Genomic DNA, 16580 nt, shown 5'->3' with positions numbered 1-16580 from the left:
CTGTCGAGCCGGTTCGATGCCCGCTCGATCAGGCAGCGCTCGCCAGCTCGGCGACGTCGTCGGCCCAGGCCCAATATAGCTGCGCGGGGGGGACGTTCCACCATTCCATCGCGTGGTCGATGCGTTCGAAATGCGGGCTGAGGAAATCATGTACCTTGGGCGAGAACTGATAGACGAGGAACGCGCCGCCCGGCCGGATGACCTGCGCGGTCGCCGTCGCGATCGCCTCGCCGACACCGGCGGGCAGCGTCGAGAAGGGCAGGCCCGAGAGCACGTAATCGGCATGCGAATGGCCATGATCGGCGACGATCTGGCGCACATCGGCCGCCGAGCCGTGCACGGCGTGGAAGCGCGGGTCGCGGATCGTGCGGCGCAGATAGCGCACGAAATCGTCGTTGGTGTCGATCGCCACGAAGGTCGCGTCGGGCGCCATGCGTTCGAGGATGGGCCGGCAGAAATTGCCCACGCCCGGCCCGTATTCGACGAACAGCCGGCAGTTCGCCCAGTCGACGGGCGCCAGCATGCGGTTCATCAGCTTCTGCGACGACGGGACGATCGACCCCACCATCACCGGGTGCTTCAGGAACCCGCGCAGGAACATGCCCCATGGCGATGGCGCGGCGTCCTTGGCCCCGAGGCGGGCGGCGCGGCGGCGTTGCGTCGTCGAAACAGGCGTCATCGAACACTCATATCGGGGAAAAGGCGGTGACCATGGCGTGTCATTGCCGCGTCGTAAAGTTGTAACGGTCGGCGCGGCTGCCGGGTTGCACATTGTATTTGCGCGTACCGGGCCTAATCCCGTCGGGTGAGCCGGCCCGATCGCACCTTTTCGCTGCTGTTCCTCGTGATGTTCACCATCGCGGCGGGCAATACCGGGCTGCAATCGGTGCTGCCGGCGCTCGGGCGTTCGCTCGGCGTCGCCGACAGCGCGGTCGCCGCCGCCTTTTCGGCGTCGGCGCTCTTGTGGGTGATCGCGGCACCGATCTGGGCGAACCGCTCTGATCGCAGCGGCCACAAGGCGATGGTGATGCTGGGGATGACGGGCTTCACCGCCTCGCTCGCGGTCTGCGCGGTGTTCCTGCTGGCCGGCATCAACGGCTGGATCGCGCCCACGGCCGCGTTCGTCGCGTTCATCGGCGGGCGGCTGATCTATGGCAGTATGGGCTCGGCGGCGCCGCCGGCGGTGCAGGCGATGGTGGCCGGAACCACCACGCGCGAGCAGCGCACGCGCGCGCTGGCGCTGCTGGGGTCGGCGTTCGGGCTGGGGACGATCATCGGCCCCGCGCTTGCCCCCTATCTGCTGCTCGGCACGATCGGCGGCATCGAGGTGGGACTGGCGGGCCCGGCGTTCATCTTCACGCTGTTCGGCCTTGCGATCACCATCGTGGTGGCGCGCGTGCTGCCCGATGCCGCGCCCGGCGCCGGCACGCACGGCGCGGCACAGAGCTATCCGTCGATCGGCGGGCAGGCATCGGGCGCCAGCGTCACCGCCGCGACGATGCCGCGCCTGAGCGCGCCGGTCGGCTATTTCGACGCGCGCATCCGCCACTGGATCGTCATCGGGCTGGTGATGGGGCATGCGCAGGCGATGATCGGGCAAGCGATCGGCTTCCTTGTCATCGACCGGCTCGCCGTGCCGCCGGTCGAGGCGCTGGCGCCCACGGGCATCGTGCTGATGATGGGGGCGGGCGCCTCGCTGCTCGTGCAATGGGGCCTGATTCCGCTGCTCAACCTGACGCCGCGCCCGCTGGTGCTGACGGGCTGCGCGATCGGTGCGGCAGGCTGCATCGCCACCGCATCGGCAACGTCGCTCTACGGCATCGCCACGGGCTTCGCGCTCGCGTCGCTCGGCTTCGGCTTCCTGCGGCCGGGATTCACGGCGGGCGCCTCGCTTGCGGTAGGGCCCGAAGCGCAGGGATCGGTCGCGGGCAAGGTGACGTCGGTCAACGGCGCCGCCTTCGTGCTCGGCCCGTCGATCGGCGTCGGCATGTACGAATTGTGGCGGCCGCTGCCCTATCTGGCCGCCGGCGCGGCGCTGGCGCTGCTGCTCGGCTATGCGCTTTGGGCATTGCGGGAACGGCGCTGACCGTTCCCGCAACCATGCTCACCCCTTGGGGCCTCGTCCTTCGAGCATGCCCGGCGCGATGAAGCCGATGGGCTGGAGCGCCACGGCATCCTGCTTCAGCCGTGCCGCCATCTGCTCATATTCCTGCTCCATCTCGGGCGTCACGGTGGCGCGCGATTCGCCGAGCGCACGCTCGAAATGCCGCATCTCGACGCGCGTGCTGTCGAGCGATTCGCGCAGCGCCATCAGGCCGGCGCGCCGCACGATGTCTTCAAGGTCGGCACCAGTGAACCGCTCGGCGCGCTCGGCGATCGCCGCGAGGTCGACATCGTCGGCCAGCGGCATCCGCTGCGTCTGGATCTCGAGGATGCGGCGACGACCCTCGGCATTGGGCACCGGCACGTAAATCAGCTCGTCGAAGCGGCCGGGGCGCAGCAGCGCGGGGTCGACTAGATTGGGCCGGTTGGTGGCGCCAATGACGACGACCGACTGCAATTCCTCCAGCCCGTCCATCTCGGCGAGGATGGTGTTGACCACGCGCTCGGTCACCTGCGGCTCGCCCATGCCGCCGCCGCGCGCGGGCACCAGCGAATCGAGCTCGTCGATGAAGATGACGCACGGCGCCACCTGGCGCGCGCGGGCGAACAGCTTGGCGATCTGCTGCTCGCTCTCGCCATACCATTTGGACAGGAGGTCGCTCGACTTGGTGGCGATGAAGTTCGCCTCCGATTCGCGCGCCACCGCCTTGGCCAGCAACGTCTTGCCCGTGCCCGGCGGGCCGTAGAGCAGAAAACCGCGCGCGGGGCGGATGCCCATGCGGCGGAACGCCATCGGCTCCTTCATCGGCAGCTCGACGCCTTCGCGCAGCCGCTCCTGCGCCTCGTCGATGCCGCCGATGTCGCTCCAGCGCACCTGCGGCACCTGCACCATCACCTCGCGCATCGCCGATGGCTGCACGCGCTTCAACGCCTCGACGAAGTCGTCGCGCGTCACCGACAATGTGTCGAGCACCTCGGCAGGGATCGTCTGTTCGCCAAGGTTGAGCCTGGGCATGATCCGCCGCACCGCATCGATCGCCGCCTCACGCGTGAGCGCGGCCAGATCGGCACCGACGAAACCATAGGTGGTGCGCGACAATTCCTTGAGGTCGACATCCTCGGCGAGCGGCATGCCGCGCGTGTGGATGCCGAGGATTTCGCGGCGCCCGCGCTCGTCGGGCACGCCGACGATGATCTCGCGGTCGAAGCGGCCGGGCCGGCGCAGCGCCTCGTCGATCGCCTCTGGCCGATTCGTGGCGGCGATGACCACCAGATTGGCGCGTGCCTCAAGCCCGTCCATCAGCGTGAGCAGCTGCGCGACGAGGCGCTTTTCGGCTTCGCCCTGCACGCGATCGCGCTTGGGGGCGATCGAATCGATCTCGTCGATGAAGACGATCGAGGGTGCCGACTTGCTCGCCGCCTCGAACACCTCGCGCAGCCGCTTCTCGCTCTCGCCATAGGCCGATCCCATGATCTCGGGACCATTGATGAGGAAGAATTCGGCATCGCTCTCGTTGGCGACGGCGCGCGCGAGGCGCGTCTTGCCGGTGCCGGGGGGGCCGTGCAGCAGCACGCCCTTGGGCGGATCGACGCCCAGGCGCTGGAACAGTTCGGGGTAGCGCAGCGGCAGCTCGACCATCTCGCGCAACTGGTCGATCGTCTGGTGCATGCCACCGATATCGTCATAGGTGACGTCGGCGCGGCGCGATTCCTTGGGCTCCTCGTAATCGGGCCGAAGCTCGATCTCGGTGCCCTCGTCGATGTGCACCACGCCACGCGGCGTGGTCGAGATCACCGCGAGGCGGATTTCCTGCAAGGCATAGGCGGGCGCGCGCAGATGCTGGGCGACGCTGGGCGGAATGTTCGAGACGCGCTGCTGGCCGACGGTCGACACGATATCGCCTTGGCATAGCGGCCGCTGGAGAAAGGTGCGCTTGAGCGCGAGCGCCGAGCCCTGGAGGCGCAGATTCTGCGCGGCGGGCGCCAGCACCACACGCGTCGCGGGTTTCGATTCGGCCTTGCGGACCTCGACGAAATCGCCCGATCCGACGCCGGCATTGGCGCGCTGCAATCCGTCGATCCGCAGAATCTCGAGGCCTTCGTCCTCGGCATAGGGCAACACCGCGCGCGCGGGCGTGGTGCGCTTGCCGACGATCTCGATCACGTCGCCTTCCTGCAAGCCGAGCGCGGTCATCATCGCGCGCGGCACATGCGCGACACCGCGGCCACTGTCCTCGGCGCGTGAATTCGCGACCTGGAGCTTGCGGGCGTTGTTGGGTTCCTCGTCGGCCATCGGGCTTCCTCATTTCCTGAGGGGGCGACATAGGCATGGGTCCGCGCCGCTGCGAGGGCGATACCGGCGAGGCGAAAAAAAAGGCCGATCCCGAAGGACCGGCCGTGAAAGTTTTAGGAGAGGATGCCTGAAAGGCCTGCTCTATGTGCAGTGCGGCATGATTTGCTGCAAGTGCGAAAAGCGCGCCACCGGTTGCAAAAGCTGCAACCTGAGTGACCATTCAACTTCCGCCGGCTGAAAATCGTGGATTTCGGCGCTGCCGCGATGCACAATCGGTGCTGCAATGCGGCGTCTTCCTCCTCTTTCGGCAATCGAAGCCTTTGTGCAGGTCGCGCGGCTGGGATCGATCAAGGCCGCGGCGGCCGAGCTGGCACTATCGTCGCCCGCGTTGAGTCGCCGCGTGCAGTCGCTTGAGCGCTTCATCGGCAAGCCGCTGTTCGAGCGGCGGCACCAGGCGATCGTGCTCAATGCCGAGGGCGAGCGGATGCTCGCGCAGATCGCCCCCGCGCTCGATGCGATGAGCGACGCGGTCGAGGCGATGACCAGCGGGCCGGGGCTGCTGCGGCTGCGGCTTGGCGTGCTGGCGCTGTTCGCCTCGCAACGGCTGATGCCGCGGCTCGGCGAGCTCAAGCGCGCGCATCCCGAGCTGCATATCGACATCGATACCGCCGGCCAACGGCTGGCGCGGCTGGGGGATACGCTCGATGCCGCGATCGCGCTGGCGCACGGTATCGACGCCGATTTCTACGCCCGGCGGCTCGATCGCAACCGCGTCTACGTCATCGGGCGGCGCGAGCTGATCGAAGGCGACGATCCGGTGATGCGGCCCGAGCAGCTCGCGCAGCTCACCGCGCTGGTCCATCGCGACATGCCCGACACCTTTCTCGAGTGGCGCCGCGCGATGGCGCTGCCCGAGCTCGAGCCGCTGGCGATGGACTATTTCGATTCGGGGCCGCTGATGCTCGAAGCCGCCGCGCAGGGGCTCGGCGTCGCCTTCATGCTCGAATCGCATTACGAAAGCGCCGCCGATCCGCGGCTAGTGCGGCTGTTTCCGCCCGTCGACAGCGATTACAGCTACTGGTTCGTCTGCCGCCCGCGCGCGCTGTCGATGCCAGCGGTGAAGCTGTTCCACGACTGGCTGATCGCCGCGCTGCCCCAGAGCGGGGAATGACCGGCGGCGAGGCGGACCTTCCGCCCCGCCGCCGTCCGGAATGATTATTCGGTACGCGCCTTGACGATCTTGCCGGGGCTGCGCGGCGGCTCGCCCTTGGGCAGCGCGTCGACATGTTCCATGCCCTCGGTCACTTCGCCCCAGACGGTATATTGCCCGTCGAGGAAGGTCGCGTCGTCGAGGCAGATGAAGAACTGGCTGTTCGCCGAATTGGGGTTCATCGTCCGCGCCATCGAGCACACGCCGCGCACATGCGGCTCGCGGCTAAACTCGGCGGGCAGGTCGGGCTCGTCCGAACCGCCGGTGCCGGTGCCCGAGGGATCGCCGCCCTGCGCCATGAACCCGTCGATCACGCGGTGGAACACCACGCCGTCGTAGAAGCCGCGATCGGCGAGCGTCGCGATGCGTTCGACATGCTGGGGCGCCAGATCGGGGCGCAGGCGGATGCGCACGTCGCCGCCATCGAGCGACAGGACGAGCGTGGACGGGGCTTCGGACATCAAATTGCTCCTGGGGGAGGGGGGATGCCCGGGGCCTAGTCCGCCGATGGCGGCGGCGCAACCTCGGCCGGGTTGGACGGAGGAGCGCGGGTCGCGGATACGCCCCTCCGTCCGGCCCGTAGCGAGGACCGCCTCAGGAGTAGCAGCGCGGGCGCCGCGGCGCTGCTGACAATGCCCGTCAGCCTGCCGATTGGCAGGCAGCGCCGCGGCCGCTAAGGCAAGGCGCCTGAAGCCCGCAACGCCTAAAGCCTGCAACGGAGGTCGGACCATGAGCGAGACCGAATTGCGCGACGGCGAGGCGGCGCCCGCCGAGACCAATCTCGATGCCGACGACCGGCTCAAGCCCGAATATGTCCGCGCCGTGCTCGACGCCGTCGATCGCGGCGACGACGAGGAAGCGCGCGCGCTGGTCGAGCCGCTGCATCCCGCCGACATCGCCGACCTGATCGAGCTGGCGCCCGCCGAGCAGCGCAAGCCGCTGGTCGCGGCGATCGGCGAGCGCATCGACGGCGACGTGCTCGCCGAGATGAACGACTGGGTGCGCGAGGCGCTGATCGACGCGCTCGAGCCGCGCCAGCTCGCCGATCTAGCGGGCGATCTCGATACCGACGATGCGGTCGCGATCATCGAGGATCTCGACGAGGCCGACCAGCGCGCGGTGCTGCGCGCGCTCGACCCCGACGATCGTGCCGCGATCGAGGAAGCGCTGAGCTATCCCGAGGAAACCGCGGGCCGGCTGATGCAGCGCGAGCTGATCGCGGTGCCCGAGCACTGGTCGGTCGGCGACGTGCTCGACTATCTGCGCGCCGACGACCGGCTGACGACCGACTTCTGGGAAATCTTCGTCGTCGATCCGCAGCACAAGCCGATCGGCACCTGCAACCTCTCCTGGGTGCTGCGCAGCCCCCGCGTCGTCAAGATGAGCGACGTGATGGCGCGCGAGCAGACGCTGATCCCCGTCGACATGGATCAGGAGGAAGTCGCGCTGCGCTTCCAGAAATATGCGCTGATCTCGGCCGCGGTGGTCGATGGGTCGGGGCGGCTGGTGGGCATGATTACCGTCGACGACGTGGTGCACATCATCCAGGAGGAAGCCGGCGAGGACGCGCTTTTGCTGTCGGGCGCGGGCGACGGCGACATCAACGAACCGATCATCGACAGCTACCGCGCGCGCGTACGCTGGCTGGTCGCCAACCTGTTCACCGCGCTCGTCGCCTCGGCGATCATCGCGGCGTTCGGCGGCGCGATCGAGCAGATGGTGGCACTTGCCGTGCTGATGCCGATCGTCGCCTCGATCGGCGGCAATGCCGGCACGCAGACGATGGCGATCGCGGTGCGCGCGCTCGCCACCAACCAGCTGACGCGATCGAACACGATCCGCACGATCCGCCGCGAGATCGTCGTCGCATTGCTAAACGGCGCGACGATCGCGGCGCTTTTGGGCATCGGCGCGGCGCTCATCTTCGCGACGCCGCTGCTCGGTTGGGTGATCGCCGCCGCGATCCTCGTCAACATTCTGGTGGCGGGGCTGGCGGGCGTGCTGGTGCCCGTGGCGCTCGAACGGCTGGGGCAGGATCCGGCGGTCGCATCGTCGGTGTTCGTGACGATGGTGACCGATTCGATGGGCTTTCTGGCGTTTCTGGGACTGGCAGTGGTGAGCGGACTCGTCGCGGCGGCTTGATCGGCGCGGCGGCGCTGCCCAATTCGGGGGCGATGGCGCTTCACATCACCAAGGTCGCGTACGGCGCCGACAGTCTCGACGAGCTGCAACGCTGGTTTGCCGAAGGCACGCCGCGCGTCACCACGCGCTACATGCCCAAACGGCACGACGAGATTGCCGGGCAGGGCTCATTATACTGGATCCACCGCCACACGCTGGTAGCGCGATCGCCGATCCTGGGGTTCGGCGAGGCAGAGAACGGCCGCGTCGCGATTGAGGTGTCGCCGCGGCTGATCCTCGTCCAGGGCCGGCCGCGGCGTGCGCATCAGGGCTGGCGCTATCTCGAAGCCGCCGACGCCCCGCCCGATCTGGGCGAGGCGGGGCTGGCGACCGCCGCGATGCCGCCCGAACTCGTCGGGCGGCTGAGCGCGCTGGCGCTGCTTTAGGGTTGTTTCAAGCTACGCTGAAACGGCTTCGAAATCAGCCGTTGCGGCCGCCGCGGAACAGCAGGAACCCGGCAAGCCCGGCGATGCCGGCGGCGAGCAGCGGCTGGCGGCGCACGAAATCGAGCACGGGGCCGGCGAACTGCTCGATCGACTCCTCCAGATGGCCTGCGGCCTTTTGCGTGCGGCCGGCGACGCGATCGCTGTTGCCTTCGGCCTGAAGCTCGCGATCCTCGATGAGATCGCCCGTCGCGGCCTTGATCGCCCCGCCGATGTCGCGGCCGGTGCCTTCGATGATGTTGCGGTTCACGGCATATACTCCTGCTGCCAAACGGACGCACCGCCCGCCGGCTTGGGAGCGGCGGACGGTGCTTGCGGCAGATACGCGCAGGCAGCGTGCTTGGTTGCCTCAGCTCCGCGCGAGCGCGGGAAAAGCCGCGCGGAAGGCAGCGACCTTGGGCTTGTCCCAGCGCACGATATAGGGGTGCGTCGGGTTTCGCCGGTAGAAATCCTGATGATAGGCCTCGGCCGGAAAGAACCGCCCGCTTTCGATGCGGGTCACGATCGGGCGATCCCAGGCGCCGGCCTTGCCGAGCTGCGCGATGTAGCGCGCGGCGGCGAGCTTCTGCTGCGGCGATTGGGGGAAGATCGCCGAGCGATAGCTGGGGCCGGTGTCGGGCCCCTGCCGGTTGAGCTGTGTCGGATCGTGCGCGACCGAGAAGAACACGCGCAGCAGCGTGCCGTAGCTCACCACGCGCGGATCATAGACGATGCGGATCGCCTCGGCGTGGCGCGTCGTCTCGCGCGATACCGCGGCGTAGTTGGCGGTATCGGCGGTGCCGCCAGCATAGCCGCTGGTCACTGCCTTCACGCCCTTCACCTGCTCGAACACCGCCTCGGTACCCCAGAAGCAGCCGCCGGCGAATACCGCCACCGCCTCGCTGCCCTGCGGTCGCACGTCGAGCGCGGGGGCAGGGATGGGCACCGCGCGCTCGGCATGGCCGGGCGCGGCGACGATCAGCGCCGCACCGGCGGCAAGGCCGGCGGGGATCAGCAGTTTCCACATGGGCATTCCTCGATCAAACGGCGCATGACCCCGATATAGGGTCGACGACAGGTTCGATCAGCCCCGGCTTGCGGTTACAGCGGCACTATCGGGAAACAGCGGCGGATCGGCAGGCTGGTTGGCCTGGAAGGTCACGAGGCCGACCGCGCCGATCGCGAAGCCGCTGAGGAAGTGCCGGACGAAGCCGGCGCGAAGGAACTTGAACATCGCCATTCTCGCTTGCTGTTCGGATATCCGCGATGCGCGCAGGCATCGGAACCATCCACTGACAAACCCGGTCAGGCCGGCGGCGCCGGCATGACGGTGACGATTATAGGGATGGCGACTGAACGACGGCTGGAGCCGCCGTTCATCGCAGCGTTATCGAAGCCGGTCGACCGCGGCGGCGATCCGGTCGCACGCTTCGGTGAGTAACTCATCGCTGGTGGCGTAGCTGATGCGCATCGCCGGCGACACGCCGAACGCCGCGCCATGCACCGCTGCTACCTTCGCTTCGTCGAGCAGATAGCTCACCAGCGTCTCGTCGCTGTCGATCGTCTGGCCGTCGGGCATCGTCCGGCCGATCAGGCCGCTGCAATCGGGATAGACATAGAAGGCGCCCTCGGGCGTGGGGCAGGTGATACCCGAAATCGCGTTCAGCCGCCCGACCACCAGGTCGCGGCGGCGCTGGAACGCTGCCGCGCGCTCCTTCAGGAACGACTGGTCGCCGGTCAGCGCCGCGGTGGCGGCGGCCTGCGCGATCGAACATGGGTTCGAGGTCGATTGCGATTGCAGCTTGGCGATCGCTTTCACTAGCCAGGCAGCGCCGCCGGCAAAACCGATGCGCCAGCCCGTCATCGAATAGGCCTTCGAGCAGCCGTTCACGGTGAGCGTGCGCTCGTACAGCGATGGGCAGACCTGCGCGATCGTCGCGAACTCGAACCCGTCATAGACGATATGCTCGTACATATCGTCGGCGAACACCCACACATGCGGATGGCGATCGAGCACCGCGCCGATCGCGCGCAGCTCGTCGGCGGTATAGCCCGCGCCGGTGGGGTTCGACGGGCTGTTGAGGATCAGCCATTTGGTGTTCTGGTTGATCGCCGCCTCGATCTGATCGGGCGTCACCTTGTAGTTCTGGTCGGCGCCGGCGGCCACGAACACCGGCTTGCCGCCGGCGAACTGCACGACATCGGGGTAGCTCACCCAATAGGGCGCGGGGATGATGACCTCGTCGCCGGGGTTCACCGTCGCGACGATGGCATTGAACAGCGTGTGCTTGCCGCCGACATTCACCGTGATCTGGTCGGGCGTGTAGGCAAGGCCGTTGTCGCGCGCGAACTTGGCGGCAACGGCTTCCTTCAGCTCGGCGGTGCCGTCGACATTGGTGTATTTGGTGCGTCCGTCGAGGATCGCCTTGATCCCGGCATCCTTGATGAAATCGGGCGTGTCGAAATCGGGCTCGCCCGCGCCCAGCCCGATCACGTCAACGCCCTGCCGCTTGAGGTTCAGCACGCGCGTGGTCATCGCGAGCGTGGCGGAAGGCTGGATGCGGCCGAGCGCGTCGGAAGGCGTCATCTTCGGGTCCTCGAAGGCGGCGGGATGCGGCGCTATACGCCGCGCGCTTCGGCTTGGGCAACCAGCACGGCAGGCATCAGCCCGCGCAATGCGTTTCCGAGCATAAAGCCCTGCTTTAGGTCGTCGGGCGTCAGCGCGTGCTCGATCGCGCGGCCGGTGGCGAGCAGCTCGGCACGCAGCACGCCGGGCAGCAGCCCGCGCGCGAGCGGCGGCGTCAGGAGCATGCCGTCGCGCTCGACGAACACATTCGTGAAGCTGCCTTCGGTGATGCCGCCTTCGCGATCGATAAACACTACCTCGTCGGCGCCCGAGGCGCGGCGGGGTTCGTCGTAGAAGGCGCGATCGCTGGTCTTGTGCGCAAGGCGGAAGTCGCCCGGCACGACTTGATGCGCCACGAGCGCCACGCGTAGCGGCGCGGGCAGGGCGGGGGGCAAGGGTGCCGTCTCGATGGCGATCGCGCCCCCGGCCCCGAGCACCAGCCGCACGCGCGAGGGCACGCGCAGGCGGAAGGTCGCGGCCTGCAATTCGTTGCGCAGCGCGTGCCGGTCGAACGGGAAGCCGAAGGTCGTGGCAGTCGCCTTCATCCGGTCGAGATGGCGCTCGAGCAACAGCACGCCCTCGCGCGGATCGAAGCGCATCGTCTCGATCAGGTCGAACGCGCGGGCGCCGCTTGCGAGGAAGGCGCCCTTGTCGAGGCATTCCTGCCATTCGGCCGGTGCCTGCGAATCGGCGACGATGCCCGATCCCAGACCCAGTACAGCCTCGCCTTGCCCGTTCAGCGTCAGCGTGCGGATCGCCACGTTGAACTGCGCGTCGCCATTCGGTTCGATCACGCCCACCGATCCGGTATAAAGCCGGCGCGGCCGCGCCTCGATCGCGGCGATCGCCTGCATCGCGCGCACCTTGGGCGCACCGGTAATCGACCCGCACGGAAACGCCGCCTCAAGCAAATTCACCGCGTCGCGGCCCGGCGCCAGATCGGCGATGACGGTCGAGGTCATCTGCTGCACCGTCGGATAGCGCTCGACCTCGAACAGCGCGGGCACGCGCACGCTGCCGGGCGCCGCGACGCGCGACAGATCGTTGCGCAGCAGATCGACGATCATCAGATTCTCGGCGCGCTGCTTGGGGTCGGCGGCGAGCGCGCGGGCGGCGGCATCGTCAGCCGCGGCATCGGCCTCGCGCGGGGCGGTCCCCTTCATCGGCCTGGCGGTGATACGCCCGCCTTCGAGCGCGAAGAACAGTTCGGGCGACAGCGACAGGTGCACAGTGCGCCCGTCGGCCACTACCGCACCCCAGCCGGCGCCTGATGCCGCGCGCAGCCGCGCATAGAGCGCCAGCGGATCGCCCGCCACGCGCACGCGCGCGCCGAAAGTGAGATTGGCCTGATACAGGTCGCCCGCGGCGATCAGCGCCTGCACCTCGGCAAGCTGCGCGGCATAGGCGGGATAGGCGATGTCGGGCGCAAGCGCGCCGATCCACGCGCCGCGCGGATCGGGCAATGTGGCGGGATCGAAAGGCTCGTGTCGTTCGAACAGGCCGAACCAAGCGAGCGGCGCGCCGTCCTCGGGCGGTAGGGGGGCCTTGGCCTCGAACGCGGCGGCAGCGTCATAGGCGAGATAGCCCGCCGCATGCAGGCCGGCACGCGTCGCGCCGCGCAATTCATCGAGCAGCGGCGGCACTTCCTCGATATGTGTCGCGGCAAGCACGCGCACAGGATCGCGATACAAGCGCGGCGGCGCCCCCCCCGGCCGGGCATCGTCGAGCAGCACGAAAGGAGCGGTGAAGGACATCGGCTCCAGCACTGACGCCATGCGCGCTTCAGGGCAAGCCGGGCGGTTGTGCCGTTCCTGCGCACCGCCTATTCCCACCGCATGTCAGAGCCTCCGCTTCGCGCCGCCATCATTCCCGTCACGCCGCTCCAGCAGAATTGCACGCTGCTATGGTGTACCGCGACGATGCGGGCCGCCGTCGTCGATCCGGGCGGCGATATCGAGCGGATCGAGGCGGCGATCGCACGCGCCGGCGTGACGGTGGAGAAGATCCTCGTCACGCACGGCCATATCGATCATTGCGGCGCCGCCAAGCCGCTCGCGGCGAAGCTCGGCGTGCCGATCGAGGGGCCGCACGAGGCCGACCGCTTCTGGATCGCGCGGCTCGACGAGGACGGGCGGCGCTGGGGTGTCGAGGGCACGCCGTTCGAACCCGACCGCTGGCTGACCGAAGGCGAGCAGGTCAGCGTGGGCGACCTGGTGCTCGACGTCTACGAGACGCCCGGCCACACACCGGGGCATGTGGTGTTCCACCATCCGCCTTCGAAGCTGGCGGTGGTGGGCGACGTGCTGTTCCGCGGATCGGTAGGGCGCACCGACTTTCCCCTGAGCGATCCGCAGGCGCTGATCGATTCGGTGGTGGCCAAGCTTTGGCCGATGGGCGACGACACGGTGTTCCTGCCCGGGCACGGCGAGCCCGGCCAGTTGGGGATCGAGCGGCAGACCAACCCCTTCGTCGCCGATCGCGTGCTGGCGCGCGCCTAACCCTGGCGTATCGCCGGCGTCGGTGGCGCCAGTTCGGTCGCCGGCCGGTCGAGCAGCGCGATCGACAGGGCGTAGAGGCCGAGTAAACCCGTCAGCGTCAGCGTGATTACGGTACCGATCTGGCGCGCGGGCAATACGCCGTCCATGCCGATGGCATGAGCGATCCGCCCGGCGATGTATACGCCGCCGGCCACCGCCAGCAGCGTCGAGCTGCCCTCGCTCAGCTCGATCGCGGCGATCAGGACAAGCACGATCGGCGTATATTCGGCAAAGTTGAGCTGCGCGCGCATCCGCTGGCCGAGCAGCGCATTGCCGCCATCGCCATACAGCACCTTGTTGGCCAGGCGGATGCGGATGATGCGATAGCCGAGCCAGAGATTGATTAGCGCCGCGGCGCCCGCCGTCGCCAGCGTGATCGAAAGCATGGCATTCCTCCCCGCCCGATGGTGCCAGCGGGTGTAGCCCGTGCCGCGGTGCTTGCAAGCTGCGGGGAAATCGGTATAGGCGCTCGCTCGCTTCGCGATCAGTCCGGCCGCCGGTCCGGTGAGCGGCCGCTTGTCGTGGCTGCCCTCCATTCGGCATCGGTGCGGGGTTCGCGACCAGAATCGCTCAATATCGTACGAAGAAGGTGTGCCGAGATGGCCGTTCCCAAGAGAAAGACTTCGCCGTCGCGGCGCGGCATGCGGCGTTCGCACGATTCGCTGAAGGTCGAATCGTTCCAGGAATGCCCCAATTGCGGCGAGCTCAAGCGCCCGCACATCCTGTGCGGCGCCTGCGGCCATTATAACGGCCGCGAGATCGTCAGCGTCGAGGGCTGACACCACTTCCCAAGTCCGAAGGGCCGCTTTTCATGACGTCGAAAGCACGGATCGCCGTCGATGCGATGGGCGGCGATGGCGGGCTGGCGGTCATGCTGGCGGGCGTTGCGCATGCAAGGCGGCGCGCGCCGGGCCTTGAGTTCGTGCTCGTCGGCGACGAAGCGGCGATTCGCGCGGGGCTGGAGAACCACCCCAACCTCACCGCGGCGTCGCAGGTGGTGCACGCGCCCGAAGTCGTCGCCTCGGACGAGAAGCCCAGCCAGGCGATCCGCCGTGCGCGCACCACGTCGATGGGAATCGCCATCGACCAGGTGAAGCAGGGCCATGCCGCCGCCGCGGTATCGGCGGGCAACACCGGCGCGCTGATGGCGATGGCCAAGGTCGCGCTGCGCACGATGCCCGGCATCGACCGGCCGGCGCTCGCCGCATTGATGCCCTCGCTCGGCGAAACCGATACCGTCATGCTCGATCTCGGCGCCAATACCGAGTGCGACGCGCGCAACCTTATGCAGTTCGCGGTGATGGGTGCTGCCTATGCACGCACCGCGCTCGATCTCGAGCGGCCGCGGGTGGCGCTGCTCAATATCGGCACCGAGGACCAGAAGGGCACCGACATCATCCGCGATGCCGCAAACCAGCTCCGCTCGGGCGCGCATCTGCCGCTCGAGTTCGCCGGGTTCATCGAGGGCGACCGCATCTCGCGCGGCGAGGTCGATGTGGTGGTGTGCGACGGTTTCACGGGCAACATCGCGCTCAAGACCGCCGAGGGCACCGCGCGCTTCGTCGCCGATCTGCTCAAGCGCGCATTCCGTAGCTCGATCCGCTCGAAGATCGGCTTCCTGATCTCGCGGCCCGCGACCGAACTGCTGCGCGACCATCTCGACCCCAACAATCATAACGGCGCCGTCTTCCTCGGCCTCAACGGGCTGGTGGTGAAGAGTCACGGCGGCGCCAACGAGATCGGGTTCGAGAATGCCATCCAGCTCGCCGCCAAGATGGTGCGCGACGATCTGGGCCGGCGCATCGCACAGGACCTCGGCAATTTCGAAGCGCGCGCGGCGTGACCGGGGCGATGACGCGGCGCGCGGTCATCATGGGCACCGGCTCGGCGCTTCCCGCCCGGCGCGTCTCCAATGCCGACCTCGCCGAGCGCGTCGAGACCTCCGACGAGTGGATCGTCGAGCGTACCGGCATCCGCTTCCGCCACATCGCCGGCGAGGGTGAGACGACGGCGACGCTCGCTACCGATGCGGCGCGCGCGGCGCTCGCGGCGGCAGGCATCGAAGCGCGCGACATCGATCTCATCGTGCTCGCCACGGCGACGCCCGACCAGACCTTTCCCGCCTCGGCAACGCGCGTGCAGGCCGCGCTCGGCATCGACGATTGCGTGGCGTTCGATGTCGCGGCGGTTTGCTCGGGCTTCCTATACGCGCTGCAGGTCGCCGACAGCATGATCCGCGCCGGCGCGCACAACCGCGCGCTGGTAATCGGCGCCGAGACTTTCAGCCGCATCCTCGACTGGGAGGACCGCACCACCTGCGTGCTGTTCGGCGACGGCGCCGGCGCGATCGTGCTCGAGGCGCAGCAAAGCGATGATCGCGGCATCCTCGCGACCCGGCTGCATGCCGACGGGCGGCACAACGAGCTGCTCTATGTCGATGGCGGTCCCTCGACGACGGGGACCGTCGGCAAGCTGCGCATGAAGGGCCGCGAGGTATTCCGCCACGCCGTGGTCAATCTGGCGGCGGTGATGGAGGAAGTGCTGGCGGTCGCAGGCCACGCCTCGCACGAGGTCGACTGGTTGGTGCCGCACCAGGCCAATGCGCGCATCCTCTCGGCGACGGCAAAGAAGCTCGGGCTCGATCCCGCGCGCGTCGTCGTCACGGTTGACGAGCATGCCAATACCTCGGCCGCTTCGGTGCCACTCGCGCTCGACGCGGCGGTGCGCGACGGGCGGATCAAGCGTGGCGACCTGCTCGTGCTCGAGGCGATGGGCGGCGGCTTCACCTGGGGGGCTGCGGTCGTCCGATATTGAGGCGATCGGGCGGCGCCCGCCTGTTTGCGCACCCCGCGCAATGTGTTACGCAGCCTTTCGAAGACAGATCGCAAACGGGAGGCTTGCAATGGAGGCTGGTGGGACGTTGACGCGCGCGGATCTTGCCGATGCGCTGCATCGCGAGGTCGGCCTGTCGCGTGCCGATTCCTCCTCGCTGGTCGAGCAGATCCTGCGGCATATGTGCGAAGCGCTGTCCGAGGGCGAGAACGTCAAGATTTCGGGGTTCGGCAGCTTCATCCTGCGCGACAAGGGCGAGCGGATCGGCCGCAACCCCAAGACGGGCGTCGAAGTGCCGATCGCGCCGCGCCGCGTGCTCACTTTCCGGGCCAGCCAGATGATGCGCGAGCGCATCGTCGCGGGCACCTGAGCGGGC

18 protein-coding genes are annotated in these 16580 nt (G+C 68.4%); 9 read left to right on the top strand and 9 right to left on the bottom strand.

Going from position 1 to position 16580, the window contains the following annotated elements:
- Nucleotides 1–28: 28 nt before the first annotated feature.
- On the bottom strand, nt 29–679 hold the full coding sequence (locus tag FBR43_RS15015; RefSeq protein ID WP_249276624.1) for a class I SAM-dependent methyltransferase: 651 nt from the start codon (nt 677–679) through the stop codon (nt 29–31).
- Nucleotides 680–847: 168 nt separating this feature from the next.
- Here FBR43_RS15015 and FBR43_RS15010 point away from each other — a divergent pair, with 168 nt between their 5' ends.
- Nucleotides 848–2086 (top strand): MFS transporter, encoded by a 1239-nt coding sequence (locus FBR43_RS15010; protein WP_136944267.1) that lies wholly within the window; start codon nt 848–850, stop codon nt 2084–2086.
- An 18-nt stretch (nt 2087–2104) separates the two neighbouring features.
- On the opposite strand, the gene FBR43_RS15005 is transcribed toward FBR43_RS15010, so the two are convergent.
- Complete coding sequence (locus FBR43_RS15005) at nt 2105–4396, bottom strand: CDC48 family AAA ATPase (protein WP_136943840.1); 2292 nt, start codon at nt 4394–4396, stop codon at nt 2105–2107.
- Between the two features lie 283 nt (nt 4397–4679).
- On the opposite strand from FBR43_RS15005, the gene FBR43_RS15000 reads away from it, so the two are divergent.
- Nucleotides 4680–5567 (top strand): LysR substrate-binding domain-containing protein, encoded by an 888-nt coding sequence (locus FBR43_RS15000; RefSeq protein WP_136943839.1) that lies wholly within the window; start codon nt 4680–4682, stop codon nt 5565–5567.
- A 44-nt stretch (nt 5568–5611) separates the two neighbouring features.
- Here FBR43_RS15000 and FBR43_RS14995 read toward each other — a convergent pair whose 3' ends face one another.
- On the bottom strand, nt 5612–6067 hold the full coding sequence (locus FBR43_RS14995; RefSeq protein WP_136943838.1) for a peptidylprolyl isomerase: 456 nt from the start codon (nt 6065–6067) through the stop codon (nt 5612–5614).
- Nucleotides 6068–6335: 268 nt separating this feature from the next.
- On the opposite strand from FBR43_RS14995, the gene mgtE reads away from it, so the two are divergent.
- Both mgtE and FBR43_RS14985 read left to right on the top strand, forming a co-directional pair.
- On the top strand, nt 6336–7748 hold the full coding sequence (gene mgtE, locus FBR43_RS14990; RefSeq protein ID WP_136943837.1) for a magnesium transporter: 1413 nt from the start codon (nt 6336–6338) through the stop codon (nt 7746–7748).
- Between the two features lie 32 nt (nt 7749–7780).
- On the top strand, nt 7781–8173 hold the full coding sequence (locus FBR43_RS14985) for a DUF1489 family protein (RefSeq protein ID WP_136943836.1): 393 nt from the start codon (nt 7781–7783) through the stop codon (nt 8171–8173).
- Between the two features lie 34 nt (nt 8174–8207).
- Here FBR43_RS14985 and FBR43_RS14980 read toward each other — a convergent pair whose 3' ends face one another.
- The 5 genes from FBR43_RS14980 to pabB all read right to left on the bottom strand — a co-directional run bounded on the left by FBR43_RS14980 (nt 8208) and on the right by pabB (nt 12610).
- A complete protein-coding gene (locus FBR43_RS14980; RefSeq protein WP_169542637.1) occupies nt 8208–8480 on the bottom strand; it encodes a CsbD family protein in 273 nt (90 codons plus the stop codon).
- A 99-nt stretch (nt 8481–8579) separates the two neighbouring features.
- Nucleotides 8580–9236, bottom strand: coding sequence for a peptide-methionine (S)-S-oxide reductase MsrA (msrA, locus tag FBR43_RS14975; protein WP_136943834.1), 657 nt, complete (start codon nt 9234–9236; stop codon nt 8580–8582).
- A 57-nt stretch (nt 9237–9293) separates the two neighbouring features.
- The gene (locus FBR43_RS16255) at nt 9294–9449 is read right to left on the bottom strand and encodes a hypothetical protein (RefSeq protein ID WP_212611973.1); all 156 of its coding nucleotides are present in this window, start codon (nt 9447–9449) and stop codon (nt 9294–9296) included.
- 147 nt (nt 9450–9596) lie between these two features.
- Entirely contained in the window at nt 9597–10796 is a 1200-nt protein-coding gene (locus tag FBR43_RS14970) for a pyridoxal phosphate-dependent aminotransferase (RefSeq protein ID WP_136943833.1), read from the bottom strand.
- Between the two features lie 32 nt (nt 10797–10828).
- A complete protein-coding gene (pabB, locus tag FBR43_RS14965; protein WP_249276623.1) occupies nt 10829–12610 on the bottom strand; it encodes an aminodeoxychorismate synthase component I in 1782 nt (593 codons plus the stop codon).
- Between the two features lie 60 nt (nt 12611–12670).
- On the opposite strand from pabB, the gene FBR43_RS14960 reads away from it, so the two are divergent.
- Nucleotides 12671–13333, top strand: a complete 663-nt coding sequence (locus FBR43_RS14960; RefSeq protein WP_136943832.1) for an MBL fold metallo-hydrolase — start codon at nt 12671–12673, stop codon at nt 13331–13333.
- On the opposite strand, the gene FBR43_RS14955 is transcribed toward FBR43_RS14960, so the two are convergent.
- Nucleotides 13330–13758, bottom strand: a complete 429-nt coding sequence (locus FBR43_RS14955; protein ID WP_136943831.1) for an MAPEG family protein — start codon at nt 13756–13758, stop codon at nt 13330–13332. The two genes, FBR43_RS14960 and FBR43_RS14955, sit on opposite strands and share 4 nt — an antisense overlap.
- Before the next feature lie 213 nt (nt 13759–13971).
- Between FBR43_RS14955 and rpmF the strand changes: the two genes are divergently transcribed.
- From rpmF to FBR43_RS14935, 4 genes are all read left to right on the top strand, one after another.
- Entirely contained in the window at nt 13972–14151 is a 180-nt protein-coding gene (gene rpmF / locus FBR43_RS14950; RefSeq protein WP_136943830.1) for a 50S ribosomal protein L32, read from the top strand.
- Between the two features lie 32 nt (nt 14152–14183).
- Nucleotides 14184–15215 carry a phosphate acyltransferase PlsX gene (gene plsX, locus FBR43_RS14945; RefSeq protein WP_136943829.1) on the top strand — a complete coding sequence of 344 codons (1032 nt, stop codon included), beginning with the start codon at nt 14184–14186 and terminating at the stop codon, nt 15213–15215.
- Nucleotides 15216–15223: 8 nt separating this feature from the next.
- The gene (locus FBR43_RS14940) at nt 15224–16186 is read left to right on the top strand and encodes a beta-ketoacyl-ACP synthase III (RefSeq protein WP_136944265.1); all 963 of its coding nucleotides are present in this window, start codon (nt 15224–15226) and stop codon (nt 16184–16186) included.
- 88 nt (nt 16187–16274) lie between these two features.
- Nucleotides 16275–16574, top strand: coding sequence for an integration host factor subunit alpha (locus FBR43_RS14935; RefSeq protein ID WP_136943828.1), 300 nt, complete (start codon nt 16275–16277; stop codon nt 16572–16574).
- Nucleotides 16575–16580 lie beyond the last annotated feature (6 nt).

This window comes from Sphingomonas baiyangensis, assembly GCF_005144715.1.
Taxonomy (GTDB): domain Bacteria; phylum Pseudomonadota; class Alphaproteobacteria; order Sphingomonadales; family Sphingomonadaceae; genus Sphingomonas; species Sphingomonas baiyangensis.
This window is presented reverse-complemented; position numbering and strand designations above follow the sequence as displayed.

Excerpts from the sequence above, each read along its gene's own strand:
- FBR43_RS14985 (WP_136943836.1), top strand. The coding sequence starts at position 7,781 with ATGGCGCTTCACATCACCAAGGTCGCGTACGGCGCCGACAGTCTCGAC.
- mgtE (WP_136943837.1), top strand. The coding sequence starts at position 6,336 with ATGAGCGAGACCGAATTGCGCGACGGCGAGGCGGCGCCCGCCGAGACC.
- pabB (WP_249276623.1), bottom strand. The coding sequence starts at position 12,610 with ATGGCGTCAGTGCTGGAGCCGATGTCCTTCACCGCTCCTTTCGTGCTG.
- FBR43_RS14940 (WP_136944265.1), top strand. The coding sequence starts at position 15,224 with ATGACGCGGCGCGCGGTCATCATGGGCACCGGCTCGGCGCTTCCCGCC.
- FBR43_RS14960 (WP_136943832.1), top strand. The coding sequence starts at position 12,671 with ATGTCAGAGCCTCCGCTTCGCGCCGCCATCATTCCCGTCACGCCGCTC.
- FBR43_RS16255 (WP_212611973.1), bottom strand. The coding sequence starts at position 9,449 with ATGGCGATGTTCAAGTTCCTTCGCGCCGGCTTCGTCCGGCACTTCCTC.
- FBR43_RS14955 (WP_136943831.1), bottom strand. The coding sequence starts at position 13,758 with ATGCTTTCGATCACGCTGGCGACGGCGGGCGCCGCGGCGCTAATCAAT.
- FBR43_RS15015 (WP_249276624.1), bottom strand. The coding sequence starts at position 679 with ATGACGCCTGTTTCGACGACGCAACGCCGCCGCGCCGCCCGCCTCGGG.
- FBR43_RS15000 (WP_136943839.1), top strand. The coding sequence starts at position 4,680 with ATGCGGCGTCTTCCTCCTCTTTCGGCAATCGAAGCCTTTGTGCAGGTC.
- FBR43_RS14970 (WP_136943833.1), bottom strand. The coding sequence starts at position 10,796 with ATGACGCCTTCCGACGCGCTCGGCCGCATCCAGCCTTCCGCCACGCTC.
- msrA (WP_136943834.1), bottom strand. The coding sequence starts at position 9,236 with ATGTGGAAACTGCTGATCCCCGCCGGCCTTGCCGCCGGTGCGGCGCTG.
- FBR43_RS14935 (WP_136943828.1), top strand. The coding sequence starts at position 16,275 with ATGGAGGCTGGTGGGACGTTGACGCGCGCGGATCTTGCCGATGCGCTG.
- FBR43_RS14995 (WP_136943838.1), bottom strand. The coding sequence starts at position 6,067 with ATGTCCGAAGCCCCGTCCACGCTCGTCCTGTCGCTCGATGGCGGCGAC.
- plsX (WP_136943829.1), top strand. The coding sequence starts at position 14,184 with ATGACGTCGAAAGCACGGATCGCCGTCGATGCGATGGGCGGCGATGGC.
- rpmF (WP_136943830.1), top strand. The coding sequence starts at position 13,972 with ATGGCCGTTCCCAAGAGAAAGACTTCGCCGTCGCGGCGCGGCATGCGG.
- FBR43_RS15010 (WP_136944267.1), top strand. The coding sequence starts at position 848 with ATGTTCACCATCGCGGCGGGCAATACCGGGCTGCAATCGGTGCTGCCG.
- FBR43_RS15005 (WP_136943840.1), bottom strand. The coding sequence starts at position 4,396 with ATGGCCGACGAGGAACCCAACAACGCCCGCAAGCTCCAGGTCGCGAAT.